Genomic DNA, 24083 nt, shown 5'->3' on the forward strand with positions numbered 1-24083 from the left:
GGACAGGCGGAGCGGAAGGGCATATCGCACTCGCCGGACCCCGACCTGCAGCTTGCGGAAAACTCCTGATCCATAAGCCCTTCCCGGCCCCCGCAGCGTCAGCTATATGCCGCGTCATGACCGAGCTTTCCCAGATCCGCAACTTCTCCATCGTGGCCCACATTGACCACGGTAAATCCACCCTCGCCGACCGGCTCATTCAGTTGACCGGGACGGTGGCTGCGCGCGACATGAAGGCGCAGATGCTGGACTCGATGGACATCGAACGCGAACGTGGCATCACGATCAAGGCCAACACGGTGCGGATCGAATATCCGGCCAAGGATGGCAAGACCTACATCCTGAACCTGATCGACACCCCCGGCCATGTCGACTTTGCCTATGAGGTGTCGCGGTCGATGCGCGCCGTCGAAGGCTCGCTTCTGGTGGTCGACGCGTCCCAGGGGGTTGAGGCGCAGACACTGGCCAACGTCTATCAGGCGCTGGATGCGGGGCATGAAATCGTGCCGGTCCTGAACAAGATCGACCTTCCGGCGGCGGAGCCGGAGCGGGTCAAGCAGAACATCGAAGACGTGATCGGTCTTGACGCCTCGGATGCCATCGAAATCTCGGCCAAGACCGGCCTTGGCATCCCCGACGTGCTTGAAGCCATCGTCACCCGCCTGCCTGCCCCCAAGGGCGACCGCAACGCGCCCCTGAAGGCGATGCTGGTTGACAGCTGGTATGATGCCTACCTGGGCGTCGTCGTCATGGTGCGGATCATGGACGGCGTGATGAAGAAGGGCGACCGGGTCCGGATGATGCAGACCAATGCGGTCTACGGGATCGACAAACTGGCCGTGCTGAAGCCCCAGATGGTCGACATTGCGGAACTTGGCCCGGGTGAGATCGGCATTTTCACCGCCTCGATCAAGCAGGTCCGCGACACCAAGGTCGGCGATACGATCACCCACGAACGCCGCAGCTGCGACGCGCCGCTGCCGGGCTTCAAACCTTCGGTCCCGGTGGTGTTCTGCGGCCTCTTCCCGGTCGACGCCAACGACTTCGAAGCCCTGCGCGACGCGATCGAGAAGCTGTCGCTCAACGACGCGTCGTTCTCCACCGAAATGGAAACCTCCGCCGCGCTTGGCTTTGGCTTCCGCTGCGGTTTCTTGGGCCTTCTGCACCTTGAAGTCATCCGCGACCGGCTGGAGCGGGAATATGATCTTGACCTGATCACCACAGCGCCCTCCGTGGTCTTCAAGCTTTACATGAAAAGCGGAGAGGTCATCGACCTTCACAACCCCGCCGACATGCCTGACCTGACCTATGTCGACCATATCGAAGAGCCGCGGATCAAGGCGACGATCATGGTGCCGGACGAATATCTTGGCGATATCCTGAAACTCTGCCAAGACCGCCGCGGCATCCAGTCGAACCTGACCTACGCCGGCACCCGCGCGATGGTGGAATACGACCTGCCCCTGGCCGAAGTGGTGTTCGACTTCTACGACCGGCTGAAATCGGTGACCAAGGGCTATGCGTCGTTCGACTACCAGATCTCGGAGTATCGCGAGGATCATCTGGTCAAGATGTCGATCCTGGTGAACGACGAACCCGTTGACGCCCTGTCGATGATGGTCCACCGCGACCGGGCTGAGGCCCGGGGCCGGTCGATGGTTGAAAAGCTGAAGGACCTGATCCCCCGCCACATGTTCAAGATCCCGATTCAGGCGGCTATCGGCGGCCGCGTGATCGCGCGTGAGACCTTGTCAGCGATGCGCAAGGACGTGACCGCAAAGTGCTACGGCGGCGATGCGACGCGGAAGAAGAAGCTGTTGGAAAAGCAGAAGGCCGGCAAGAAGAAGATGCGCCAGTTCGGGAAGGTGGAAATCCCGCAGGAGGCGTTCATCGCAGCGCTGAAGATGGATAGCTGAGGGGTTCAGACCTCACTCGAACCGGTAGAGGGCTGGTCTGGCTCGACAATACTGCCTGCGATCCAAGCGTAGGGTGGGTGCCAACCCACCTCTCCCGCCCGCAACAGGTCGCTTAAAACAGCCCGTCCCCGCCTTGATCCTGCTCCACCGCCTCATCGGCGACCACGGCGACGCCGCCGCCGATCAGGAGGGGGGCGCAAGCGGATAGGGTGGCGACGGTGATGACGGCCACAAGGGCCTTCCGGACGATCTTCTGCATCGGGGTAATCCTTTGTCTGCGCGGCGACGGGCCGGGCATGGGTTTCAGCAATGGCGGGCCGGTGCTTCCACCCATTCCGGCCTGAACGGCAGGTTCAGGGGTTAGCGGCAGATGCCCGCGTCATCGCAGAACACGCCAGCTGCGCCGCCGATCAGGGCGCCGGTCAGGGCGCTGCCACCGGTCGCATCGGCGATCACGGCACCACCGGCTGCACCGGCAAGGCCGCGTTCAGTGTCCGTGTTCAGGCAGCCCGACAGGGCCAAGGCGCAGGTCAACAGGCCAGCGATCTTTACGGTCTTCATAAGATGTCTCCTTTGTTGCGAAACATATCCTGCCGCCTCGGTCCGAGAGGCGCATCGGGGAAAGGGAGCGGGGGTGAACCATCGGCTGCTCTCCTCCCACGATGTGCGGTCAAACCGGCAGATTTCCGCCGCCGGTCTGACCGAGGTGCAGGCTTGCGCAGAGGGTCGGATCAGTTCCCGGATTGCACGTCCTGCGCTTCGTCGGTGATCACCTCGCCGGCGGTCTGAATGTCGCGGCCAGCGCCTTCGACGGTTTCGCAAGCGGCCAGGGCGACCAGGGCAAGAAGGGCAAGCGTTCGGGTCATGGGAGAGGTCCTTTCAAGGGAATGCGTTCCATAACGCCCCACCCGGCATCCGGTTCCATCTGTTGGAAGACTGGCGTTCCTCGGGGCTGTGTGACTTTAACTCCGGATTAACCAAATCTGGCCAGACTAGACGGATGAAGCATGCCATCACCCTTGCCGTTGCGGCCGTCACCCTTGCCGCTTGTGGCGCGTCGCCCGCGCCCGAATTCTTTGGGGCGACCCGCACCGATATCACCGTCAATGGCCGGGAGTATACGGTATTCCAGAAGGATGAGCGGGTGGAGGTCATTCGCCTTGGTCATGCCAGACGTGGCGAACATCAGGAAATCCGCGCCACGATGATTGAACTGATCCCCAAGGTCACCGGGTGCAAACTAAGGGATGCGTCCTTGCAAGGCGACAGTGGTGAGATGCGCGGCAGCCTTCAGTGCCCTTGACTTGCGGCGGGGAAGGCGGAACAAACCCCCATGATCCAGCGCACCTTGCCCCATGCCCGCATTCCCGAACTGCCGAACCCGTATTTCGGCAAAGTACGGGATTGCTATGATCTTGAAAACAATACCAGACTTCTGATCACGACTGATCGGCTGTCCGCCTTCGACCAGATCCTTGCCGTCATCCCCTGGAAGGGTCAGGTCCTGACCCAACTCGCTCGCTACTGGTTTGAAAAGACGGCGGATATCGCCGCGAACCATGTGCTTGGCTACCCTGATCCAAACGTCGTCCTTGGCCGCAAGCTGACCATCCTGCCGGTGGAGATTGTCGTGCGGGGCTATCTTGCCGGCACCACCTCGACCTCGATCCTGCCGCAATACCGCAAGGGCGTGCGGCAGATGTACGGTCACCACCTTCCCGATGGTCTGCGCGATAATCAGGCCCTGCCAAGTGCAATCATCACCCCCACGTCGAAGGCCTTTGACGGGGGCCATGATGAACCGCTGACGGCGGCTGACATCCTCAGCAACGGTCTGCTGACCGCCGTGCAATGGGATGAGGTCAGCGCCAAAGCGCTTGCCCTGTTCGCGCGGGGCCAGAAGATGGCGGCAAAGCGCGGGTTGATCCTTGTCGATACCAAGTATGAATTCGGCATCGATGCAGACGGCACCATTCTGCTGGCGGATGAGATTCACACGCCAGACAGCAGCCGCTACTGGCGCGCCGACGGGTATGAGGCGGCGTTGCGCGACGGTGCCCGACCGCCCAGTTTCGACAAGGATGTGATCCGTGCCTGGGTCGTGGCGCGCTGCGATCCGTACAAGGACCCCGTGCCGGAAATCCCGCAGGACATGATCGAAAAGACCGCACAGGTCTATATCGAGGCTTATGAGGCGATCACCGGCGAGAAGTTTGTTCCCGATGCCAGCGGTGAAACGCCGCTGGACCGGGTGCGGGGCAATCTGGCAGGGTTTTTCGTGGCCTGACAGCCGCGGATGTTTGCGCTAACGTAAGGCGGGCCCAGGTCGCGGCACATTTCGGGGGAGGTAGACCATGATTCTCAGCTGTGGCGAGGCGTTGATCGACATGCTGCCGCGCACCTCAACCGAAGGTGAGGCGTGTTTTGCCCCCTATGCCGGCGGGGCGGTGTTCAACACCGCCATCGCCCTTGGCAGGCTGGGGGCGGACTCCGCGTTCTTTTCGGGCGTTTCCAACGACATGCTGGGCGAGATTCTGGCAGATACCCTTGTGGCGTCAAACGTCGACATCCGCCATCTTGCGCGGTCTGATCGCCCGACCACGGTGGCGTTCGTCAAGCTGGTGAACGGCCAGGCGACCTATGCCTTCTATGATGAGGCGACGGCGGGTCGTATGCTGGCCCAAGCGGACCTGCCGATCTTGCCTGCCACGGTCAGCACCCTGTTCTTCGGCGGGATCAGTCTGGTGAACGACCCCGCCGCCAGTACCTATGAGGCGCTGCAGGCGCGCGAAGCTGCCACGCGGGTCACAATGATCGACCCGAATATCCGACCGGGCTTCATTGCCGGGAAAGAGGCTGAATACCGGGCCCGGATCATGCGGATGATCGCCCGCGCCGATATCGTGAAGCTGTCGGATGAAGACCTGCACTGGCTGGAGGGCGAGGGTGACCTAACGGCACTGGCCCGGGGTCTGCTGGGCCGCGGGCCGAAGGTGGTTTTCATCACCGAAGGGTCAGCTGGCGCCCGGGCGGTGACGGCAACGCAGGACCGGTTCGTCGCGGCGACCAAGGTGACGGTCGTCGACACGGTCGGCGCGGGAGACACGTTCAACGCGGGTGTTCTGGCGTCGCTTGACGCTGCGGGCGTGCTGTCGAAAAGCGGGATTGCGGCCTTGTCCGACGCGACCCTTGACGCGGCCCTTGGCCTTGGCTGCCGGGCGGCAGCGATCACCGTCAGCCGCGCAGGCGCGAACCCGCCCTGGGCCAAGGAACTGTGAGGGCAGTTCTGCAGCGCGTCACCCGTGCCGATGTCCGGGTGGATGGTCACCTGATCGGCGAAACCGGGCCGGGCCTTCTGCTCCTGATCTGCGCCATGTCCGGCGATACCGAGGAGGTGGCGGCCAAACTGGCGGCAAAGATCGCCAAGCTGCGGATCTTCAAGGACGCGCAGGGAAAGATGAACCTGTCGGTCCTGGATATCGGCGGCAGCGCTTTGGTTATCAGCCAGTTCACCTTGGCGGCTGACCTGCGCGGCAACCGCCCGGGATTTTCAACTGCCGCCCCGCCTGAGGTGGGAGAGCGGCTTTACCACCACTTCAGCACATGCCTGCAAGCCGAAGGCGTGCCGGTGGCAAATGGCCAATTCGGGGCCGATATGGCGGTCAGTCTGGTGAACGACGGTCCTGTGACGATCTGGATGGATACCGACCGGATCTGAGGGCGCTTTCAACAGGCATTTTCAGGAGCCTGTCACGGCCCCTGACATGTGGTTGAAAGGGGCAATTCCCTTGCGTCAGTTGAACGGATTGCCCGGGTTGGTCCGTCCGATCACGTTGCCGCATTCGATCAGCGCGTCGATCGAGGCGCGTGATCCTGACAGCGAATAGTTCTGTACGTCGGACCCATCGGCCGACCGCAGATACAGCCGGTTGCCCCGCGCAACCTCGACGATGAAGTCAACGCCGGCATTGTCATCAGGCAGGAAGAACAGCACCGAATTCTGATAAAGTTCAGCATTGTTCAGGTTCCAGGGGGCGCGGCGGTCGATCTGGACCTGCAGATTGGCGGTATCGCCTTCGCCGAACTGCCACGCGGTCGAGTAGAACTGCAGCTGCACAGCGCCATCCGGGAAGGTCCAGACTGAAAAGCTTTCACCCGGGGCCGAAACCTGCGCGACGCAGCCGACCGACCCGTCATCCCAGCCGACAACCTCGACCTGCCAATGCTTGTGCGAGAAAAGCACTTCCGATTGCTGTGCTGCCGCTGCCCCGACCGTCGCAGCCACAAACGCAGCCGCCATTCCCATCCGTAAGATCATATTCATATTCCCAATCAACCATCCCCTTGCGCGGTTTTCACCCCGCAAGCCGATTCAGGCAAATGAAACTTGCTGTCATGTCACGAAAGACTTGGCAGAGTTGCCGGTCTAGGCCGCCCACTCCCAAGGGTTGTTGAACTGGCCAAGGATGCCTGCAACGGCGTCATCTTCGATCGGGGCCGACTTTTCCAGCTGGGCGACAAGGCCGCGCTTCTTGTCTTCGACCACGGCTGACACCCGGGCCGGGATGCCCGCCTCGGCCAGCGCGGCATCGTAGGTGCGGATGATCGCCATGCGCCGCAGGTCGGGCTTGAACACTTTGCCAACCGCGGTTTTCGGCAGTTCCGGCAGCACTTCGATATACTTCGGCAGGGCGGCGCGTTCGTGGATGTGTTGGGTGGCGTAGGCCATCAGGTCATCGACGGACGCGGAGGCCCCCTTGACCAGTTCCACATAGGCAATCGGCAATTCGCCTGCATGAACATCGGGTTGGCCAATGGCCCCGACCATCGCCACCGCCTCATGACCCATCAACGCTTCTTCGATGATCGCCGGGTCGATGTTATGGCCGCCGCGGATGATCAGGTCCTTTGCGCGGCCGGTGATGTAGAGGTAGCCATCTGAGTCAATCCGGCCAAGATCGCCGGTGCGCAGGAAGCGGCCTTCGGCAAAAAGCTCGCGGTTCTTGTCCAGCTCGGTGTAGGTGGAGCCTTCGAAGACGCCGGGGTTCGAGATGCAGATCTCGCCCACCTCGTCCACGTCACATTCCCGAAAGCCGATCGCACCTTGCGAGGTCAGGATGCGGACATGGGTATAGGGGAAGGGCAGGCCGACCGAACCGATCTTCTTGGTGCCGCCGGGCGGGTTGACGGCGACAAGGCAGGTGCATTCCGTCAGGCCGTAGCCTTCGACGATCTGCACCCCGGTTTCCTTTTCAAACCGGCGATACAGCTCCAGCGGCAGGGGGGCGGCACCCGAAAAGGCGTTCTTCAGGCTTGAGATGTCGGCATTGACCGGGCGCTGCATCAGGGCCGAAAGGGCGGTCGGGACGGTGATCAGATAGGTGACCTTGTAGCGTTCGACCAGCTTCCACAGGTTGTCGAACACCCCGTCACCGCGATAGCCCTGCGGGGTGGGAAACACCACATGCCCGCCCGAGGCGATCATCGACATCAGGATCGGATAGGCCGCAAAGATGTGGAACAGCGGCAGCGGGCACATAACGCAGTCCTGTTCGTTGAACAGCAGGCGATGGCCCAGCCAGCCGTTGTAGATCATGCCGGAAATCTTGTGCTGCGCGACCTTTGGCATCCCGGTCGTGCCGCCCGTGTGGAAATAGGCGGCCACGCGGTCTTCCAGAGTGTCGGCAAAGGTCAGCCGGTCGGCTGGCATCTTCGCCATTTCGGCCCGGAAGTCCTTGACGTTGGCGGTGTGGTTGATCGGGTTCTTCGGCCGGATCAATGGCACGATCAGCTTCTTTAGGCCCGACAGGTAAGGGACAAGGTCCACCTCCAGCACGGTCTTGACGTTGGGGGCGAACTTCACCGCCTCGGCCACCTTTTGCGGCAGGTCGGTCTTGGGGAAGGCCTTGACGGTGACCACCACCTTGGCCTTCGTTTCGCGCAGGATGGCGCTGATCTGTTCGGCTTCAAGCAGGGGGTTGATCGGGTTGACGATCCCGGCCACTGCACCAGCCATCAGCGTGATCGCCGTTTCCAGCGCATTCGGCATGATATAGGCGACCACGTCCTTTTCACCGATGCCGAGCGACCGGAACAGATTTGCCGCCCGTGTCACCTCGGCATGCACTTCGGACCAGGTGATGGACACCTTTTTGGTTTCCGGGCCAGAGAGGATCTGGAAACTGATCGCCGGACGCCCGCCATGCGCGGCCTTGGTGCGGGTCAGCGCCTCATACATCGACCTTGGCAGTCCACGCTCTGCCAGAGGCATCTCAGCCTCAATGGCCTTCAGGTCCGCAAGATTTGCGAAAGCGTTCATCCGATCCTCCCCTATCGTGCCTGCTTTTGCCGCGGGCTTCGGGCCAAGATGGGGGGTGGGGGGCGTTTGTGAAGTCAGTTTGTCAGGACTGACCGCGACGCAACGCAACGTCAGGATCGAATCAGACCGCCCCGTCGGTGAACTGCAGCCGGGCCAGCCGGGCATAGAGCCCATCTTCGGACACCAGCTGATCATGCGTGCCTATGGCGACGATCTGGCCGTGATCGAAGACCACGATCCGGTCGGCGCGTTTGACCGTGGCCAGACGGTGCGCCACAACCAAGGTCGTCCGCCCTTGCGACAGCCGTTCCACCGCCGCCTGGACCGCCCGCTCACTTTCGGCGTCAAGGGCACTGGTCGCCTCATCCAGGAGCAGGATCCGGGCGTCGCGCAGGATCGCGCGTGCAATTGCCACCCGCTGCTTCTGTCCGCCCGACAGCATGACGCCGCGTTCGCCCAGATAGCTGTCATAGCCTTGCGGCAGGGCGGTCAGGAAGTCATGCGCCGCCGCGGCCCTTGCGGCCTGTTCCACCTCGGCATCGGTCGCATCGGGGCGGCCAAAGCGGATGTTTTCGCGCGCTGAGGTGGCAAAGATCACGGGGTCTTGTGGCACCATCGCCATGGCGGCCCGGAAATCGCTGCGCGTCATGGCGGAAAGGTCGATGCCGTCCAGCGTGATCCGGCCCGATTGCGGATCGTAAAACCGCATCAAAAGCTGCAGGATCGTGGTCTTGCCAGCACCCGAGGGGCCGACCAGCGCCACCGTCTCACCCGGGGCGACATGCAGGCTGACACCGTTCAGCGCACTGGTTTCCGGCCTTGCCGGATAGCGGAAGGTCACGTCCTTGAAGGTGATCTCGCCGCGAACGGGGCGGGGCAGGGCCACCGGGGCGGCGGGGTCGCGGACTGCATCTTCGGTTTGCAGCAATTCCACCAGCCGTTCGGTCGCCCCTGCTGCGCGCTGCAATTCGCCCCAGATTTCGGACAAGGCGCCCACGGCTCCGGCGACCATGACCGCATAGATCACGAACTGGATCAGCTCGCCCACGGTCATCGCGCCTTGCCGAACGTCGCGTGCGCCGATCCACAGGACGCCGACAATTCCGGCAAAGGTCAGGAAGATCACGATCACCGTCATGACCGCCCGCGTCTTGATCCGCGCGCGGGCGGAGTAGAACGACTTCTCGGTCACATTGGCAAAGGCCGACCGGGTGACCGCTTCATGGGTAAATGCCTGCACCGTTTGCACCGAACTTAGCGCTTCCGAGGCGGAGCCGGAGGAGGACGCGATCCAGTCCTGATTTTCCCGCGACAGCCGCCGCAAGCGCCGGCCCAGTACGATGATCGGCACGACGATGGCCGGCACGATCAGCAAGACCAGACCCGTCAGCTTGCCCGAGGTCAGGAACAGCATGACCAAGCCGCCCAACAGCATCAGCACATTGCGCAGTGCGACGGACACCGACGATCCGATGACTGACAGAATCAGCGTGGTGTCGGTGGTAATCCGGCTAAGAACCTCACCCGTCATGATGCGTTCAAAGAACGCGGGCGACATGCCCAGTACCCGGTCAAACAGGGCGCGGCGGATGTCGGCCACCACACGCTCGCCCAGGCGGGTCACCAGATAGTACCGCAGCCCCGTCCCCACGGCGAGGAGGGCGGCAATGACAAGGGCTGCTCCGAAGTATTGGTCCAGCAGGGCGGCATCGCCCGAATTGAACCCGTCCACCACCCGACGCACGGCCAAAGGCAGGATCAGGCTGACCGAAGCCGTCAGCACAAGGGCAAGCAAGGCCAGCAGAAGCAGACCACGATAGGGCCAAAGGAAGGGTGCCAGCCCGCGCAGGGCGCCCACCTGTTTCGATTTCGGCCTGTCGTCGGCCGTTGTGGTCGTGTCGGACATGCGTCCCGTCCCCCTCGCGCTCGCGGTTCGGGTTTAGTCTGGCGTGCTCCGGGCCACAAGCGCCGCCTGACCGTGCCGGGTGGTCAAAGTGCCGCGCAGCCGGTTCCGCGACCGATGGCCGGCCAAGCCCGTTCTATTGCGCGACCCTTCTTTCGCGCGGCCCCCCTCTTTCGCGCGGCACTGCCGCGTGCCACGGTGTGCGGCGAAGGAACCGTTGCCATGACTCACGTCCTGCATTTTACCGCCCCTGACGGCTGCCGCTTTGCCTATCGTGACGAAGGTGAGGGGCTGCCGCTTCTGTGCCTGCCGGGCCTTACGCGCAGCATGGCCGATTTTGACTATCTGCAGCCCCATCTGCCGCCTTTGCGCCTGATCCGGATGGACTATCGCGGCCGGGGTGGCAGTGACTGGACAGGGGCCGCGACCTATACCGTCGATCAGGAATCAAAGGACGCGCTGGCCCTGCTTGACCATCTTGGCGTGGCAAAGGCCGCCATCCTTGGCACCTCGCGCGGGGGGCTGATCGGTATGGTGCTGGGCGCTGTGGCGCGGGGCCGGGTGCTGGGGCTGTGCCTGAATGACATTGGTCCCGTAATCGGGCGTGAGGGTCTGGTGCGCATCTTCGACTATGTCGGGCGCAATCCGGCGGGAAAGACCTACGCAGGCTTTGCCGAACGGCTGGCAAGGACCCCGGGTTTTCACAACGTCCCCATGACCCGCTGGCTGGATGAGGCGCAGAGGCTGTCGGTCGAAGGTCCCGAGGGCCTTTCCCTGCGCTACGATCCGGCCCTGCGTGAGGCCTTTCTTGCCGCCTTCGAGGGTCCTCCGGTTGACCTCTGGCCCCTGTTCGATGCGCTGGCCGGCGTGCCGCTGGCGCTGATCCGGGGGGCAAACTCGGACCTGCTGACCGCAGAAACCGCCGCCACCATGCGCGCCCGTCGCCCCGACATGGAATTTGCCGAAGTGCCGGACCGCGCCCATATCCCCTTTCTTGACGAACCTGAGGCGGTGGCGCTGATCCGATCCTTCCTGAAGGGCCTGCAATGACCGACATCGCAAGGATTACCGCCGCCGCCGCGCGGCTGAAGGGCAATGTCCGCGTGACCCCCCTGCTGAACGCGCCGCTGCTGGACCAGATTGCCGGGCGCCGGGTTCTGGTGAAGGCTGAATGCCTGCAACTGACTGGCAGCTTCAAGGCCCGGGGCGGCTGGTCAGCAATCTCGGCGCTTGCGCCCGACGCTCGCGACAAGGGGGTGATCGCCTACTCCTCGGGCAACCACGCGCAGGGTGTGGCGATAGCTGCCGCCCGCCACGGCATCCCTTGCGTGATCCTGATGCCGTCCGACGCGCCCGAGGTGAAGATCGCCAACACCCGCGCCTATGGGGCCGAGGTGGTGCTTTACGACCGCGGGACAGAGGACCGCGACGCTATCGGTGCCGGGATCGCCAAGGCCCGCAGCCTGACGCTGGTCAAACCCTACGACGATGCCGAGGTCATTGCGGGGCAGGGCACCGTGGGCCTTGAACTCGCCTCCCAGGCGCAAGAGGCCGGGGTGGCGGGGGCCGATGTGCTGGTCTGCTGCGGCGGCGGTGGCTTGGCGTCCGGCATCGCCTTGGCGCTGGAGGCGATGGCCCCCGGCTTCCGGGTCCGCACCGTGGAACCCGAAGGCTTTGACGACATGGCCCGATCCCTCGCCGCTGGCACGCGTCTGAAGAACGCCGCCGCCACCGGGTCGATCTGCGATGCGATCCTGACGCCGATGCCGGGGGACCTGACCTTTCCCATCCTGCAACGGCTGGCTGGCCCCGGTCTTGTCGTGACCGACGATCAGGCGTTGCACGCCATGGCCCTTGCCTTCACCCACTTGCGGATCGTGCTGGAACCCGGCGGGGCGGTGGCCCTTGCCGCAGCCCTGTTCGCGCCTAACCTCGGCGATACCGTGATCGCCGTCGCCACCGGCGGCAATGTCGACCCTGCCACCAGCGCCGCCGCTTTGGCCCGGTTCGGCTGATGCTTGTCTGGCTGGATGACCTGCGCCTGAATGCCGAACTTGCCGGTCCGGCAACGGCCCCGCCGCTTGTGCTGATCCATGGCCTTGGGGTCGATCTGGCGGTCTGGGACGCCATCCTTCCATGCCTTGCCGCCCACCGCACCCTGCGCCTTGATCTGCGCGGCCATGGCCAGTCCGACACGCCGCTCGCGCCCTACACGATGGGCGCCCTCATCCGCGACACCGAGCGGTTGATGCAGCACTTTGCGCTGAAGGATGCCGTGGTCCTTGGTGCAGGCGAGGGCGGGCTGGTCGCCCAAGGTCTTGCCGTCAAGCGGCTGGACCTTTTCCGCTCGATGGTGCTGACCGGCTCTGCCACCCGATTCGGCAACCCTGATCTGTGGCAGCGCCGTATCGCCGGGTTGACCGACCCCGGGCCGGACCTCGAAGCCGAGGCTGCGGCCCTGCTTGGCCCCCGCTGGCGCGGCATGGCCACAGCCGGAGTAGTGCAGCAGATGCTGTCGCGCACCCGCCCCGATGGCTGGACGGGTGTTGCTGCCGCGGTTGCGAACACCGATTTCTACCAGACCACCGCGACCCTTACCCTGCCGACGCTGATCCTCGCCGGGGGCGACGACCGCAAGACCCCGCCCGACATGCAGCGCGAAACCGCAGACCTTGTCGCCGGGTCGGATTTCCACCTGCTTCCCGGTGGCAGCCATTTGGCGATGCTGACCCATCCGCAGCCCTTCGCCGCTGCGCTTAACGCCTTTCTGAAAAGGATCGGCCATGTCTGACCTTCTGCTTGTCCACGGCTCCTGCCACGGCGCCTGGTGCTGGGAAGCGCTTGTTCCGGCCCTTGCCCGTCACGGCATCACCGCCGATGCGATCGACCTGCCCGGCCGCGATGGCAGTCCCACAACCTTGGACGACTATGCCCGGGCGATCACCGCCGCTGCCAATGCGGGTACGGTTCTGGTCGGCCATTCCGCTGGCGGTTATGCCATCACCGCCGCTGCCGAGGCGGATCCTGCGCGTTTCGCCGGGCTGATCTACCTCTGCGCCTACCTTCCCGTGGCAGGCCAAAGCCTGGCCGACATGCGCCGCGCCGGGCCGTCACAGCCCCTGCTCCCCGCGATCCGGATGGCGGCGGATCGGGTCAGTTTCACCGTTGATCCGGCCCTTGCCCCCGCCGTCTTCTACCACGACTGCACGCCCGAAGTCGCCGCAGCCGCCACCGCCCGCCTATGCCCGCAGCCCGTGGCCCCGCAGGAATGCCCGCTGTTTCCCACCGCCGCGCAGACCCTGCCGCGCCACTACATCGTCTGCCGGCAGGACCGCGCGATCCCGCCCGATTATCAGGCTACGATGGCCGAGGTCCTGCCCAAGGCTTGCGTCACCTCGCTTGACGCCAGCCATTCGCCCTTCCTGTCGGTGCCAGATCAGCTTGCCGCACGACTTGCAGAAATCCTGCACCAGATACGCCATGGATCACCGGGTGGGCCTCAGGATTGACAGTTTCGAACATTGCCCAAGCCAACGGCCGCCTGCCCCTGACCTTCATCCTGACCACAGTCACGCTGGACGCCATCGGCATCGGCCTGATCTTCCCCGTGATGCCCGACCTCATCCAAGAGGTGACGGGCCGTCCCCTCTCCGAAGCCGCACTTTGGGGCGGCGTGCTTGCCACATCCTTTGCCGTGATGCAGTTCCTGTTCGGTCCGACCATCGGTGCCCTGTCTGACCGCTTTGGCCGCCGACCTGTCCTGCTTGTGTCGCTTGCCGTGATGGCCGCGGATTATCTGGTGATGGCGCTTGCCGCTTCGATCTGGCTGCTTCTGGCGGCGCGCTTGGTCGCGGGGGTGACGTCGGCCACCTTTGCCACAGCAGGGGCCTATATCGCCGACATCACGCCCCCAGAAGAACGCGGCCGCCGCTTCGGCCTGATCGGTGCGGGCTTTGGGGTGGGCTTTGTGCTTGGTCCGCTGATCGGCGGGCTGTTGGGAACCATCGACTCGCGCGCACCCTTCTATGCCGCCGGGGCTCTTGCGCTGGCCAACATGGCCTTTGGCTATTTCGTCCTGCCCGAGACCGTCACCGATGCCACCCGCCGCGCGTTCACGTTGAAACGCGCCAATCCGCTTGGTGCCCTGCGCGCGCTTGACCGTTTGCCGGGCGTTCGGCTGATCCTTGGCACCTACCTGCTGCTTGGCATAGCGATGAACGTCTACCCGACGATCTGGGCCTATTTCGGCCAGGCCCGCTTTGGCTGGGACAGCACCATGGTGGGTGTCTCGCTGGCCGTCTACGGCATCTCCTTCGCCGTGGGTCAGGCGCTTCTGGTCGGCCCGCTGATCCGCCGCTTCGGCGAACGCCGCGCTGCGCATTACGGGATGTGGGTCAATGTCGTCACGCTCACCGGCCTTGGCCTTGTCACCTCCCCGACACTCGCCCTGCTCCTGACCCCCGTCACGGCCCTGGGCGGAGTGGTCACCCCGGCGCTGCAAGCCATCGCCTCACGCGCAGCCCCCGCTGACGCGCAGGGTGAGCTTCAGGGCGTGTTTTCCAGCCTGAACGCCATTGCCATGATCACCGCCCCCCTGATCATGACGACGACCTTCGCCGCCTTTACTGCCCCCGACGCGAGCGTTTTCGCCCCCGGCGCGCCTTTCCTGCTGGCGGCCGTCCTGATGCTCGCCTGCGTCACGCTCCATGTCTTTGGCCCCCTAATGCGACCAAACCGGTCGCATTAGGGGATGCAGGCCAGCCAGTCCGGCTTTAGCTTTCTTTTTGTCCAAATATCCCACGGAGGTGCGGGGGGAGTGAAACCCCCGCTGTTCCGGCAGCAGGAAAGACCACGCCATGAAATTGAAGCACCTTGAAATCTTCGTCGTCGCCCCGCCGTTCCCTGGCTGGGGCGGGCGCTACTGGATCTTTCCCAAGCTGACCACCGATACCGGCATCGTCGGCTACGGCGAATGCTATGCCTCCACCGTCGGCCCAAAGGCGATGCAAGCGGTGATCGAGGATGTCTTCGAACGCCACATGGCCGGTGAAAACCCCGAGAATATCGAGCTGATGTTCCGCCGCGCCTATTCCTCCGGCTTCACCCAGCGCCCCGATCCCACGGTGATGGGCGCGTTTTCCGGGTTGGAGATTGCCTGCTGGGACATTTTGGGCAAGGCTCGGAATCGCCCGGTCTGGGCGCTGCTGGGCGGCAAGATCAATGACCGGATCCGCAGCTATACCTACCTCTACCCCGAACCGGGCCAGGAATCCTCCGACTTCTGGGTTGATCCCGACGCTGCGGCCGCCGCCGCTGTCCGCTTCATGAACCTGGGCTTCACGGCGGTCAAATTCGACCCCGCAGGCCCCTATACCATCCGTGGCGGCCATGAACCCGCCATGTCCGACATCTCCCGCAGCATCGCCTTCTGCAAGGCGATCCGCGCCGCCGTGGGGGACCGGGTTGACCTCCTCTTCGGCACCCACGGCCAGTTTTCCACCCCGGGCGCGATCCGCCTCGGCCGCGAACTCGAACCCTATAACCCCCTGTGGTACGAAGAACCGATCCCGCCAGACAACCTGCTGGAATTCGCCGAGGTGGCGAAATCGGTCCGCGTCCCCCTTGCCACGGGCGAACGGATGACGACCAAGGCCGAATTCGGCACCCTCCTCCGCGCTGGGGGCGTCAAGATCCTGCAGCCCGCGCTGGGCCGCGTCGGCGGCATCTGGGAGGCGAAGAAAATCGCCGCCATGGCCGAGGTTTTCAACGCTCAGATGGCCCCGCATCTTTACGCCGGCCCGGTGGAATGGGCCGCCAACGTCCATTTCGCCGCGTCGATCCCGAACCTGCTTATTGCCGAGACGATTGAAACCGGCGGCGCGTTCCACCTGCAGCTGATCCGCAACACGATCAAATGGGAGGATGGCTACATCCTGCCCCCCGATGCCCCCGGCCTTGGCATCGACTTCGACGAAGACCTCGCCCGCGCCCATCCCTACACCGGAACCGGTTTGCACCTGCAGATGCAAGAGGCCCCCTGCGACTATCGCCACGGCAACCGCTTCGAAGGCGGGGCACCAAGCTCTGACCTTTAGGGAGACCCTCCTCGAGCACTGCGTGCACTCGTCGGCAGACCCGCGAGGAGTGCACGAAGTGCTCGACGAGCAGGTGTCGGGAAAATGGCGGGCCCAGGAGGACTCGAACCCCCAACCTCGGACTTAGAAGGTCCTTGCTCTATCCAGTTGAGCTATGAGCCCGCGCCGCCACCTTTTGGGCCAAGCCAAAAGATCAGGCAAGCACCTTCGTCATGAAGACCGAATTCGGGTCCGGCCCATAGCCCTCGAACGGCGGGCAGTCGGCAAAGCCCGCACGGGCATAAAGCGCCCGTGCAGCGACGAAAGTCGGCTGCACGCCGGTCTCCAGACTCAGCCGCGCAAATCCGTCAGCCTGCGCCGCTGTCACCAGATGCTCCAGCATCGCCTTGGAAAGCCCGCGCCCCCGCGCCTCATGCAGGACATGCATCGACTTGATCTCGGCATGGCCAGCGTCAATCCGCTTGAACGCCCCCATTGCGACAGGCTCGCCCGCATCGCGCAGCACGAAGAACCGGATGCCAGGTGCCGCCAGCGCGCCCTTGTCCATCATGTGGATCGATTCCGGCGGGGTGTCGGCATGCATGTCCGCCGTATGCCGTTGGAACAAAAGCTCCAGGTCCGGCGTCAGCGGGTGTTCCTCGGCGATCGTCCACGCCATGTCAGTGGGTCCATGCCCCTTTGCGGTCGGTCGCAAAGTTTTCGCCATAACCCCGGGCGCGAATGATGGCGCGGCGCGGTTTGGGATCCTGCACATCCGCCTCGATGCCCTTTTCGGCGGCATAGGCCAGCGCCGCCTCACGGCTGTCAAAGCGCAGGCGGACTTGGGCCTGCGTGTCGCCCGAGGATGTCCAGCCCATCAAGGGGTCAACCTCACGCTCGGACGCGGGAGCGAATTCCAGCACCCACTGGTGGGTCTTGGCGGTGCCAGACTGCATGGCGGTTCGGGCAGGCTGATAGATCCGGGCGCGCATCACACTTCTCCTCAGGCTTTGGGACCTTATTCCGAAGCTTTCGGCAAAGCGCAAGGGACAGCTTGAACTGCCACGCACAGAAAAGGCTGTCGGCTGGTCCAGGGGAATATGGGTGGGGTTTCGATTGGACCAGCCGACAGCATAGTTGCTGCTTGCACGGGTATTGTGCCCCAATCGGCAACAAGATTCAACCGAAAGATGTATGTGTTGTCGGCGCCCTTCGCTTTGGCTGCAAAGGCGATGGGGTCGCTTCCTCCCGCGCGTCGGTCAGGCCTTTGGTCCAAGTTTGAAAATCATATAACGATTGAAGCGGCGAAAGGCTTCGGCGTTGCGGTCGGTTCCGGTCAGACGGCGCATCAGGTTGGCACGCCGCGTCTTTGACAGGAACATTCCGATGAAGCGGGCCAGCGTCCAATGCGCCGTCGGCCGCTTGTCGCGGATCTCGTCTGACACCCGCGTCACGCCATGGCCGATCACGTTGAACAGCTGCTGTTCCAGGTCAATCGACGGTGCAACAGCGTCGGTGATGTCCTCTTCGGCAAGGACCGCGAAGGGTGATCCTTCCAGCGTCGTCCGGAACCGGGCAAGCCCATGTCCGCCCCCGGGCTGCGGCCCATGCTTCTGTCGGCCCTGATAGGCTTCGGTTCTGAAACAATCGGCAATCAGCACCGTCCCACCGGGGGCCAGCAACCGCGCGCATTTCGGCAGGCTTTCGGCCAAGGGAATGTACTGAAAGCTTTCCGAGAACAGGCAAAGGTCATAGGGCCCGGTCCCGGCAAAATCTTCCAACATGCATTCATGCACCACGGCCCCGGGTGCATTGCGACGACAGCGTTCGGCCAGAAAGGCCGATGGCACGACGATCTCGACACTGTGACCCAGCGCCAGCAGTTTCTTCGCCGTCTCGCCCGCCCCGCCGCCGATATCCAGGATCCGCAAGGGTCCGGCTGGCAGGTAGCCAAACAGTTTGACCGTGTAGGCGTCCTGCGCGCTGCGCAGGTTGCCCGCGCTGACCTCAAGCCCGGTCCACAGCCCGTAATGCAGGTTTTCTGCCCCGGTCAGCCAGCGGATGAAGGCAAGGCCCACATCCAGCCCCACCGCGCGTGTGTCGATCTTCTCAGCCATCATGCACCTCTTGGCCGCTGCCTTAGCCGCTTCCCGCCGTCCGGGCAACGGTTTCGCCCCCTTTCGACGGAACACCGCTTGAACTGGAACAAAAACGGATCAAATCTGTCAGGCCCCGAATCTTTCCCGGTATCCCCCGTCAGGAGGCGACCCGCGCCATGCCGCACAACAATTCCAATGCCATTGCCGAACGTCCGGACGTCCTGACCCGCCCCAAGCTTGAGGGGGGCCGCCGCTTCGTGCTGTCCACCCCGTTTCAGCCGGCGGGGGACCAGCCGACGGCGATTGCCGAACTGACCTCGGGTGTTCAGGCGGGCGAACGCAATCAGGTTCTGCTGGGCGCCACCGGCACTGGCAAGACCTTCACCATGGCCAAGGTGATTGAAGAAACCCAGCGCCCCGCCATCATCCTTGCGCCGAACAAGACCCTTGCCGCGCAATTGTACGGGGAATTCAAGAACTTCTTCCCTGACAACGCCGTCGAATACTTCGTCAGCTACTACGACTACTACCAGCCCGAGGCCTATGTCGCCCGGACGGATACCTATATCGAAAAGGAATCCCAGATCAACGAACAGATCGACCGGATGCGCCACTCGGCCACCCGGGCGCTTCTGGAACGGGACGATGTTATCATCGTCGCCTCGGTCTCCTGCATCTACGGCATCGGCTCGGTCGAGACCTATTCCGCCATGACGCAGGACCTTGTGGTCGGGCAGATGTACGACCAGCGCAAGGTGATGGCCGAACTGGTGGCCCAGCAGTACAAACGTCTGGAATCCAGCTTCCAGCGCGGTGCCTTCCGCGTGCGTGGCGACAGTCTGGAGGTTTGGCCCGCCCACCTTGAAGACCGCGCCTGGCGGTTCTCCTTCTTCGGCGAGGAGCTGGAATCGATTGTCGAGTTCGACCCCCTGACCGGGGCAAAGACTGACAATTTCAAGCAGATCCGCATCTACGCCAACAGCCACTACGTCACCCCGCGCCCGACGCTGGCGCAGGCGATCAAGGGCATCAAGGACGAGCTTTTCCACCGCCTGAAGCAGTTGACTGGCGAAGGCAAACTGCTGGAAGCGCAACGCCTTGAACAGCGCACCAACTTTGATCTTGAGATGCTGGAAGCCACTGGCGCCTGCGCGGGGATCGAGAACTATTCGCGCTACCTGACAGGGCGCGCCCCGGGCGAACCACCGCCGACGCTGTTTGAATTCATCCCCGACCATGCCATTGTCTTTGCGGATGAATCCCACGTTTCCGTCCCGCAGATCGGCGGCATGTACAAAGGCGACTTCCGCCGCAAGCTGACCCTTGCGGAACACGGGTTCCGTCTGCCCAGCTGCATGGACAACCGCCCCCTCAAGTTCGAGGAATGGGATGCGATGCGCCCGCAATCCGTCTTCGTCTCGGCCACCCCCGCGGCGTGGGAGATGGAGCAGACCGGCGGCGTCTTTACTGAACAGGTCATCCGTCCCACCGGCCTGATCGACCCGCAGGTCGAAATCCGCCCGGTTGAAATGCAGGTCGATGACCTTCTGGACGAAATCCGCAAGGTCGCCGCCGCGGGCATGCGCACCCTTGCCACCGTCCTGACCAAGCGCATGGCCGAGGATCTGACCGACTACCTGCACGAACAGGGCATCCGGGTGCGCTACATGCACTCGGACATCGACACCATCGAACGGATCGAGATCCTCCGCGACCTGCGCCTTGGCGCGTTTGACGTGCTGGTCGGCATCAACCTTCTCCGCGAAGGCCTCGACATCCCGGAATGCGGGCTGGTGGCCATTCTTGACGCCGACAAGGAAGGCTTCCTCCGCTCTGAAACCTCGCTCATCCAGACCATCGGCCGCGCCGCGCGGAACAGCGAAGGCCGGGTCATCATGTATGCCGACCGTATGACCGGCAGCATGGAGCGTGCCATCGGCGAAACCAACCGCCGCCGTGAAAAACAGGTCGCCTACAACCTGAAGCACGGGATCACCCCGGAAACCGTTCGCAAGAACGTCGAAGACGTCCTCTTTGGCACGTGGCAGGGCGACACCGACCAGGCGCGGATCACCACGAAGATCGACAAGCCCATGGTCGGCAAGAACCTTGCCGCCCATCTTGATGCCCTGCGCCTGCAGATGCGCAAAGCCGCCGAGAACCTGGAATTCGAGGAAGCCGCCCGCCTCCGCGATGAAGTGAAACGGCTTGAGGCTGTGGAACTGGCCGTCGCGGATGACCCTTTCGCGCGGCAAGAGGTGATCGAAGAAGCCGTGGAAGAGGCGACCAAGATGGCCGGGCGCAGCACCGCCGGGCGCGCCGGGCAAAGGGGTGGCAAGCGCAGCCGGGGCAGGGGGCGGTAACACTAGCGGCGCCTTTGCCCGCCCTAAGCGGTGACCGCCTTCGTCGTTTCGGGGTCAGGGGCAAGGTCTGGCGTCTTCAGCCACACTTTACCCTCACGAATCTCGCCCCGGATCAGAAAGCCCGGTACGGAAATCTCGGGGTAGTCCGCCACCCAGTCCCGAAAGCGGTCGTTCGTCACAACCCGGGCCTTGAAATCCCGGGCTGTCGCCAAAAGCCACGGATCGGCCTGCGTCCCCTTCGGCACGACCAGCAGTTGATCCTGCGGCAGGGCGAGCATGCGGGCAAAGTCGCTTTCTTTCAGATACTTGCCAGACAGTTTCCAGCCTGCATTCGCATCGAACACCACCCCGGGTGCAAAGCCCCGCGCCTTCAGGTCATCGACCACCCGTTGCACGGCGGCAAGCTGCGGCGTGCTGTCTTGCCAATGCATCACATTGGACCCGTCCACCAGAATCCATGGTTTGCGGTCAGCCTCGGGCCGCGTTCCTTTGCGGCGGCGGAGCAGGGCGACAAGGATACACAGCATGCCCAGCCCGAACAGGCCAAGCAGGATCAGATCTTCGCCGGACACCAGACACCTCTTGTCAAAAAACCCCCGTCACTTCGTACATGACCGGTTCGAAGCCCCGACACAACTCGTTGATCTGGCGGTTCCTCTCCCGCATCTCGGGGGATCGCAGCATCGCCTGGTAATCCTCACGCCGTTGCCATTGCGAATAGTTGCAGATCCGGGTCCGCGCATCGTTCATATGCAGCCCCGCCGCGACAAAGCCGGGCTGCAGGCTGATGCAGTCACGATAGGCCACTTCCAGCGCTTCCATAAGGTCAAAGGCGGTGGCCGGGGTCATCTCGAACGTGGTGATGACGGTTTGTCCTTGGAAATCCTTGACAATCTGGGGCATGTCGTCCTCCCTTCCCCGGCCAGCATGCCACAGAACGGGAGCGGTTGAATGAAGTTTCTTGACCCGGATGACCCGTTCTTCGCAAAGCCATGGGTGCGCTGGGCGACCGTGGTGGCACCCATCGCCTGGGGGCTGGTAGAGCTGTTCTGGACCGAATCGGCCATCTGGGGCGCGCTGTTCATCGGGGTCGGGGTCTATGCATTCTGGGCCCTGTTCCTGCACCGCCGGGATGGCTGACGTCAATCAAGCCAATCCGGCACCGGCAGGCCGGTCGCTTCGGGGTCGGACAGATACAGCGCCGCAAGGGCCAAGGTTGCCACAACGATCACCGCAAACGCGATCTTCCAGATCGACCATGGCCGTTCCCCCTGAACCTCGCCCGTCTGGCCGTTGACAAGGAAGCGATAGCTTTTGCCGTTGTACTTGTAGGCGGCCATCCAGACCGGCAGCAGGATGTGCTTGAACGTCTCGTCCGACCAGTCGGTATCGACCGAATGGATGCGCTGTTCATCGCCACCGATGTCGCGGCGTACATCGCTGCGGATGATGTCTGACATCCGGTCCCGGGCCTGCGCATGACCGTCAGACAAAGGGACGGTGTAGCCCTCGGCCTGAAATCCGGCAAGATAATCAGGGGTATAGGGGACAAGGTCGCCCAAATTCCACGGGGTCAGCTCATTGCCAAGCCGGGCGGGCAGGCTGGTTGAGGCCATGACCAGCACGTCATCAAACACCCGCGCCACGCCGCCCCGGGCCGGATACCAGCGGGTGTGGCGAACCTGTTCCTGCCGGGTCTCCATCTTGCCGTTCACGCGGACGGTAACGGTGCGCGTTTCATAGTAATACTCGCCCCGTTCGCCGGAATAGCGGCTGGCTGTATCGGCATCAAAGGTCCAGAACGGGACATAGACCCCATTCATCGCCCGTCCCTTTCGGGCATATTCCAGCAGGGTTCCGGGCGCGAACCAAAGGCCGCCCATCCAGGCGATCATCGCTTTGCGGGCCTCGCCTTCCGTCAGCGCAAAGGGGACAAGCGCCTGCGGCTTGATATGCCGCTGTGTGCCGGTGTCCAGCACCACGGGCGTGGCGCAGAACGGGCATTGGGTCGCGTGGGTCGCGCCGGTGATTTCCACCTGCGCGCCACAGTTCGGGCATGAGGTGGTACGCACCTCAACCATGTCGCGGCCCGGCAGATCGTCCCGCAAGCCCTTGGCCAGATCAAGCTCTTGCAGCGCGCGCGACCGTGCCTTCGGCACGTCGGCGGGGATCGCCTGCACATGGCCACAATGGTCACAGGTCAGGCTGGTCTGGCCCGGCGCATAGCGCAGTTGCGCGCCGCATTGGGCGCAGGGCCAGCGGTGTTCCTCAACGGCCATGGGTCAGGTCAGGGCTTGGGCGGCGGCGGGGGCACGGTGTCCAGAAGCTGGGCAAGCCCGGTCTCGGCGGCCATTTTCCAGCCCTCCTGGCCGGGGGTCCATACCATTGTCGCGCGGGTCAGCCGTCCTTGAGCGGCAAGCCCTGCAAGGTCGGCCACGGCAAACGGTCCCTCGGTGGATCCATTGACCGCCAGATGCCAGACCTGCGCTACGTCGCGGGTCGGTGGCGGTGGGGGCGGCGGCGGTGGCGCGGCGACCGCACCGGGTGCCGCACCCCATGGCCCCATGTTCTGCGCCATGCCCATCCCCATGCCTGCGCCCATGCCCGCACCCATCGCAGCGCCCATGGCTGAACCCGGCTGGCCCATCGCTTCGGCGGCATTGAACTGCATGTACTTGTTCAGATCGCCCGCGACCCCGATCGAGGTGCGCTTGTCCAACGCCTTTTCCACCTCTTCCGGCAGGCTGATGTTTTCGATGTAGAACTCCACGATCGACAGGCCATATTCGCCCACTTGGGGCGCAATGGCATTGGCGATGATCTTGCCCAGATCGCCAGTGTTCGCCGCCATGTCGAGGACCGGAATCCCCGATTTCGCCAGCACCTGCGTGGCGGATTGGACAATCACATTGCGGATCTGAAAGCTGATCTCGTCCGACGTGAACTCACCATCCGTGCCCACGACTTCCTGAATGAACTTGCCGGGGTCGGTGACCCGCATCGAATAGGTGCCAAAGGCGCGCAGGCGGACCGGGCCGAATTCCGGATCGCGCGCCATGATCGGGTTCTTCGTGCCCCATTTCTGGTCGTTGAACCGGGTGGTGTTGACGAAATAGACCTCGGACTTGAACGGGCTTTGAAAGCCGTGGTCCCAGTGCTGCAACGTGGTCATGATCGGCATGTTGTTGGTTTCCAACATGTAAAGCCCGGGGCCGAACACATCGGCCAACTGGCCTTCGTGGATGAACACCGCCGCCTGACCTTCGCGGACCGTCAGCTTGGCCCCCATCTTGATCGCCTGACCGCGCCGGTCAAAGCGCCAGACCATCGTATCGCGCGTGTCATCCAGCCACGAGATGACGTCGATAAATTCGCCCTTGAGGAAATCGAATACCATGGGACCCTCCGG

Annotated in this window: 26 protein-coding genes and 1 tRNA gene; 13 read left to right on the top strand and 14 right to left on the bottom strand. The window is 63.6% G+C overall.

The annotated features are described in order from the left end of the window. Positions 1-116: 116 nt before the first annotated feature. Positions 117-1916: a translation elongation factor 4 gene (gene lepA, locus EI545_RS15410; protein WP_125326290.1), complete on the top strand. Its 1800-nt coding sequence runs from the start codon at positions 117-119 to the stop codon at positions 1914-1916. Positions 1917-2028: 112 nt separating this feature from the next. On the opposite strand, the gene EI545_RS21390 is transcribed toward lepA, so the two are convergent. The 3 genes from EI545_RS21390 to EI545_RS15420 all read right to left on the bottom strand — a co-directional run bounded on the left by EI545_RS21390 (position 2029) and on the right by EI545_RS15420 (position 2782). Beyond that, positions 2029-2175 (bottom strand): hypothetical protein, encoded by a 147-nt coding sequence (locus tag EI545_RS21390; RefSeq protein ID WP_164517314.1) that lies wholly within the window; start codon positions 2173-2175, stop codon positions 2029-2031. Positions 2176-2276: 101 nt separating this feature from the next. Then, complete coding sequence (locus tag EI545_RS15415) at positions 2277-2477, bottom strand: hypothetical protein (protein WP_125326291.1); 201 nt, start codon at positions 2475-2477, stop codon at positions 2277-2279. Between the two features lie 170 nt (positions 2478-2647). Beyond that, on the bottom strand, positions 2648-2782 hold the full coding sequence (locus tag EI545_RS15420; RefSeq protein WP_125326292.1) for an entericidin A/B family lipoprotein: 135 nt from the start codon (positions 2780-2782) through the stop codon (positions 2648-2650). Positions 2783-2916: 134 nt separating this feature from the next. On the opposite strand from EI545_RS15420, the gene EI545_RS15425 reads away from it, so the two are divergent. From EI545_RS15425 to dtd, 4 genes are all read left to right on the top strand, one after another. Next, entirely contained in the window at positions 2917-3219 is a 303-nt protein-coding gene (locus tag EI545_RS15425) for a hypothetical protein (RefSeq protein ID WP_125326293.1), read from the top strand. A gap of 30 nt (positions 3220-3249) precedes the next feature. After that, a complete protein-coding gene (locus EI545_RS15430; RefSeq protein WP_125326294.1) occupies positions 3250-4203 on the top strand; it encodes a phosphoribosylaminoimidazolesuccinocarboxamide synthase in 954 nt (317 codons plus the stop codon). Positions 4204-4270: 67 nt separating this feature from the next. Beyond that, positions 4271-5194, top strand: coding sequence for a carbohydrate kinase family protein (locus EI545_RS15435; RefSeq protein WP_125326295.1), 924 nt, complete (start codon positions 4271-4273; stop codon positions 5192-5194). Continuing rightward, positions 5191-5634 (top strand): D-aminoacyl-tRNA deacylase, encoded by a 444-nt coding sequence (dtd, locus tag EI545_RS15440; RefSeq protein WP_125326296.1) that lies wholly within the window; start codon positions 5191-5193, stop codon positions 5632-5634. Before EI545_RS15435 ends, dtd begins: the two co-directional genes overlap by 4 nt. Before the next feature lie 75 nt (positions 5635-5709). On the opposite strand, the gene EI545_RS15445 is transcribed toward dtd, so the two are convergent. From EI545_RS15445 to EI545_RS15455, 3 genes are all read right to left on the bottom strand, one after another. Next, positions 5710-6216, bottom strand: a complete 507-nt coding sequence (locus EI545_RS15445; RefSeq protein WP_164517315.1) for a DUF1176 domain-containing protein — start codon at positions 6214-6216, stop codon at positions 5710-5712. A 126-nt stretch (positions 6217-6342) separates the two neighbouring features. Further along, positions 6343-8235, bottom strand: a complete 1893-nt coding sequence (locus EI545_RS15450) for an acyl-CoA synthetase (RefSeq protein ID WP_125326298.1) — start codon at positions 8233-8235, stop codon at positions 6343-6345. Between the two features lie 121 nt (positions 8236-8356). After that, positions 8357-10141 carry an ABC transporter transmembrane domain-containing protein gene (locus EI545_RS15455; protein ID WP_164517316.1) on the bottom strand — a complete coding sequence of 595 codons (1785 nt, stop codon included), beginning with the start codon at positions 10139-10141 and terminating at the stop codon, positions 8357-8359. 219 nt (positions 10142-10360) lie between these two features. On the opposite strand from EI545_RS15455, the gene EI545_RS15460 reads away from it, so the two are divergent. From EI545_RS15460 to EI545_RS15485, 6 genes are all read left to right on the top strand, one after another. Next, positions 10361-11188, top strand: a complete 828-nt coding sequence (locus tag EI545_RS15460) for an alpha/beta fold hydrolase (protein WP_125326299.1) — start codon at positions 10361-10363, stop codon at positions 11186-11188. Next, positions 11185-12153 carry a threonine ammonia-lyase gene (locus tag EI545_RS15465; protein WP_125326300.1) on the top strand — a complete coding sequence of 323 codons (969 nt, stop codon included), beginning with the start codon at positions 11185-11187 and terminating at the stop codon, positions 12151-12153. The genes EI545_RS15460 and EI545_RS15465 overlap by 4 nt, the downstream gene beginning before the upstream one ends. After that, on the top strand, positions 12153-12929 hold the full coding sequence (locus EI545_RS15470; protein ID WP_245990088.1) for an alpha/beta fold hydrolase: 777 nt from the start codon (positions 12153-12155) through the stop codon (positions 12927-12929). The genes EI545_RS15465 and EI545_RS15470 overlap by 1 nt, the downstream gene beginning before the upstream one ends. After that, positions 12922-13647 carry an alpha/beta fold hydrolase gene (locus EI545_RS15475; protein ID WP_125326302.1) on the top strand — a complete coding sequence of 242 codons (726 nt, stop codon included), beginning with the start codon at positions 12922-12924 and terminating at the stop codon, positions 13645-13647. Before EI545_RS15470 ends, EI545_RS15475 begins: the two co-directional genes overlap by 8 nt. Beyond that, positions 13644-14885, top strand: coding sequence for a TCR/Tet family MFS transporter (locus tag EI545_RS15480; RefSeq protein ID WP_245990091.1), 1242 nt, complete (start codon positions 13644-13646; stop codon positions 14883-14885). The genes EI545_RS15475 and EI545_RS15480 overlap by 4 nt, the downstream gene beginning before the upstream one ends. 109 nt (positions 14886-14994) lie before the next feature. Continuing rightward, positions 14995-16233 carry a mandelate racemase/muconate lactonizing enzyme family protein gene (locus EI545_RS15485; protein WP_125326303.1) on the top strand — a complete coding sequence of 413 codons (1239 nt, stop codon included), beginning with the start codon at positions 14995-14997 and terminating at the stop codon, positions 16231-16233. Between the two features lie 85 nt (positions 16234-16318). Here the strand turns inward: EI545_RS15485 and EI545_RS15490 are convergent. The 4 genes from EI545_RS15490 to EI545_RS15505 all read right to left on the bottom strand — a co-directional run bounded on the left by EI545_RS15490 (position 16319) and on the right by EI545_RS15505 (position 18332). Continuing rightward, positions 16319-16395, bottom strand: a tRNA-Arg gene (locus EI545_RS15490). Positions 16396-16426: 31 nt separating this feature from the next. Continuing rightward, complete coding sequence (locus EI545_RS15495; RefSeq protein ID WP_125326304.1) at positions 16427-16891, bottom strand: GNAT family N-acetyltransferase; 465 nt, start codon at positions 16889-16891, stop codon at positions 16427-16429. A 1-nt stretch (position 16892) separates the two neighbouring features. Beyond that, on the bottom strand, positions 16893-17204 hold the full coding sequence (locus tag EI545_RS15500; protein WP_125326305.1) for an ETC complex I subunit: 312 nt from the start codon (positions 17202-17204) through the stop codon (positions 16893-16895). A 267-nt stretch (positions 17205-17471) separates the two neighbouring features. Then, positions 17472-18332, bottom strand: coding sequence for a class I SAM-dependent methyltransferase (locus EI545_RS15505; RefSeq protein ID WP_125326306.1), 861 nt, complete (start codon positions 18330-18332; stop codon positions 17472-17474). A gap of 155 nt (positions 18333-18487) precedes the next feature. Here EI545_RS15505 and uvrB point away from each other — a divergent pair, with 155 nt between their 5' ends. After that, entirely contained in the window at positions 18488-20674 is a 2187-nt protein-coding gene (uvrB, locus tag EI545_RS15510; protein WP_125326307.1) for an excinuclease ABC subunit UvrB, read from the top strand. A gap of 23 nt (positions 20675-20697) precedes the next feature. Here uvrB and EI545_RS15515 read toward each other — a convergent pair whose 3' ends face one another. Then, positions 20698-21246 (bottom strand): NYN domain-containing protein, encoded by a 549-nt coding sequence (locus EI545_RS15515; RefSeq protein ID WP_245990093.1) that lies wholly within the window; start codon positions 21244-21246, stop codon positions 20698-20700. A gap of 13 nt (positions 21247-21259) precedes the next feature. Next, on the bottom strand, positions 21260-21577 hold the full coding sequence (locus EI545_RS15520) for an antibiotic biosynthesis monooxygenase family protein (RefSeq protein ID WP_125326308.1): 318 nt from the start codon (positions 21575-21577) through the stop codon (positions 21260-21262). A 48-nt stretch (positions 21578-21625) separates the two neighbouring features. Here EI545_RS15520 and EI545_RS15525 point away from each other — a divergent pair, with 48 nt between their 5' ends. Beyond that, positions 21626-21814, top strand: a complete 189-nt coding sequence (locus tag EI545_RS15525) for a hypothetical protein (RefSeq protein ID WP_125326309.1) — start codon at positions 21626-21628, stop codon at positions 21812-21814. A gap of 2 nt (positions 21815-21816) precedes the next feature. Here EI545_RS15525 and EI545_RS15530 read toward each other — a convergent pair whose 3' ends face one another. Together EI545_RS15530 and EI545_RS15535 are read right to left on the bottom strand one after the other, a co-directional pair. Beyond that, the gene (locus EI545_RS15530; RefSeq protein WP_245990096.1) at positions 21817-22953 is read right to left on the bottom strand and encodes a TFIIB-type zinc ribbon-containing protein; all 1137 of its coding nucleotides are present in this window, start codon (positions 22951-22953) and stop codon (positions 21817-21819) included. An 8-nt stretch (positions 22954-22961) separates the two neighbouring features. Continuing rightward, the gene (locus tag EI545_RS15535) at positions 22962-24071 is read right to left on the bottom strand and encodes an SPFH domain-containing protein (RefSeq protein WP_125326310.1); all 1110 of its coding nucleotides are present in this window, start codon (positions 24069-24071) and stop codon (positions 22962-22964) included. Between the last annotated feature and the right edge of the window lie 12 nt (positions 24072-24083).

It is taken from the genome of Tabrizicola piscis (genome assembly GCF_003940805.1).
Taxonomy (GTDB): domain Bacteria; phylum Pseudomonadota; class Alphaproteobacteria; order Rhodobacterales; family Rhodobacteraceae; genus Tabrizicola; species Tabrizicola piscis.

Bases quoted from the DNA above. Each gene is read 5' to 3' on its own strand.
- EI545_RS15460 (WP_125326299.1), top strand. From the start codon at position 10,361: ATGACTCACGTCCTGCATTTTACCGCCCCTGACGGCTGCCGCTTTGCC.
- uvrB (WP_125326307.1), top strand. From the start codon at position 18,488: ATGCCGCACAACAATTCCAATGCCATTGCCGAACGTCCGGACGTCCTG.
- EI545_RS15505 (WP_125326306.1), bottom strand. From the start codon at position 18,332: ATGATGGCTGAGAAGATCGACACACGCGCGGTGGGGCTGGATGTGGGC.
- EI545_RS15500 (WP_125326305.1), bottom strand. From the start codon at position 17,204: ATGCGCGCCCGGATCTATCAGCCTGCCCGAACCGCCATGCAGTCTGGC.
- EI545_RS15520 (WP_125326308.1), bottom strand. From the start codon at position 21,577: ATGCCCCAGATTGTCAAGGATTTCCAAGGACAAACCGTCATCACCACG.
- EI545_RS15420 (WP_125326292.1), bottom strand. From the start codon at position 2,782: ATGACCCGAACGCTTGCCCTTCTTGCCCTGGTCGCCCTGGCCGCTTGC.
- EI545_RS15445 (WP_164517315.1), bottom strand. From the start codon at position 6,216: ATGGCGGCTGCGTTTGTGGCTGCGACGGTCGGGGCAGCGGCAGCACAG.
- EI545_RS15465 (WP_125326300.1), top strand. From the start codon at position 11,185: ATGACCGACATCGCAAGGATTACCGCCGCCGCCGCGCGGCTGAAGGGC.
- EI545_RS21390 (WP_164517314.1), bottom strand. From the start codon at position 2,175: ATGCAGAAGATCGTCCGGAAGGCCCTTGTGGCCGTCATCACCGTCGCC.
- EI545_RS15535 (WP_125326310.1), bottom strand. From the start codon at position 24,071: ATGGTATTCGATTTCCTCAAGGGCGAATTTATCGACGTCATCTCGTGG.
- EI545_RS15450 (WP_125326298.1), bottom strand. From the start codon at position 8,235: ATGAACGCTTTCGCAAATCTTGCGGACCTGAAGGCCATTGAGGCTGAG.
- EI545_RS15495 (WP_125326304.1), bottom strand. From the start codon at position 16,891: ATGGCGTGGACGATCGCCGAGGAACACCCGCTGACGCCGGACCTGGAG.
- EI545_RS15525 (WP_125326309.1), top strand. From the start codon at position 21,626: ATGAAGTTTCTTGACCCGGATGACCCGTTCTTCGCAAAGCCATGGGTG.
- EI545_RS15425 (WP_125326293.1), top strand. From the start codon at position 2,917: ATGAAGCATGCCATCACCCTTGCCGTTGCGGCCGTCACCCTTGCCGCT.
- lepA (WP_125326290.1), top strand. From the start codon at position 117: ATGACCGAGCTTTCCCAGATCCGCAACTTCTCCATCGTGGCCCACATT.
- EI545_RS15430 (WP_125326294.1), top strand. From the start codon at position 3,250: ATGATCCAGCGCACCTTGCCCCATGCCCGCATTCCCGAACTGCCGAAC.
- EI545_RS15470 (WP_245990088.1), top strand. From the start codon at position 12,153: ATGCTTGTCTGGCTGGATGACCTGCGCCTGAATGCCGAACTTGCCGGT.
- EI545_RS15455 (WP_164517316.1), bottom strand. From the start codon at position 10,141: ATGTCCGACACGACCACAACGGCCGACGACAGGCCGAAATCGAAACAG.
- EI545_RS15530 (WP_245990096.1), bottom strand. From the start codon at position 22,953: ATGGCCGTTGAGGAACACCGCTGGCCCTGCGCCCAATGCGGCGCGCAA.
- EI545_RS15415 (WP_125326291.1), bottom strand. From the start codon at position 2,477: ATGAAGACCGTAAAGATCGCTGGCCTGTTGACCTGCGCCTTGGCCCTG.
- EI545_RS15435 (WP_125326295.1), top strand. From the start codon at position 4,271: ATGATTCTCAGCTGTGGCGAGGCGTTGATCGACATGCTGCCGCGCACC.
- EI545_RS15475 (WP_125326302.1), top strand. From the start codon at position 12,922: ATGTCTGACCTTCTGCTTGTCCACGGCTCCTGCCACGGCGCCTGGTGC.
- EI545_RS15485 (WP_125326303.1), top strand. From the start codon at position 14,995: ATGAAATTGAAGCACCTTGAAATCTTCGTCGTCGCCCCGCCGTTCCCT.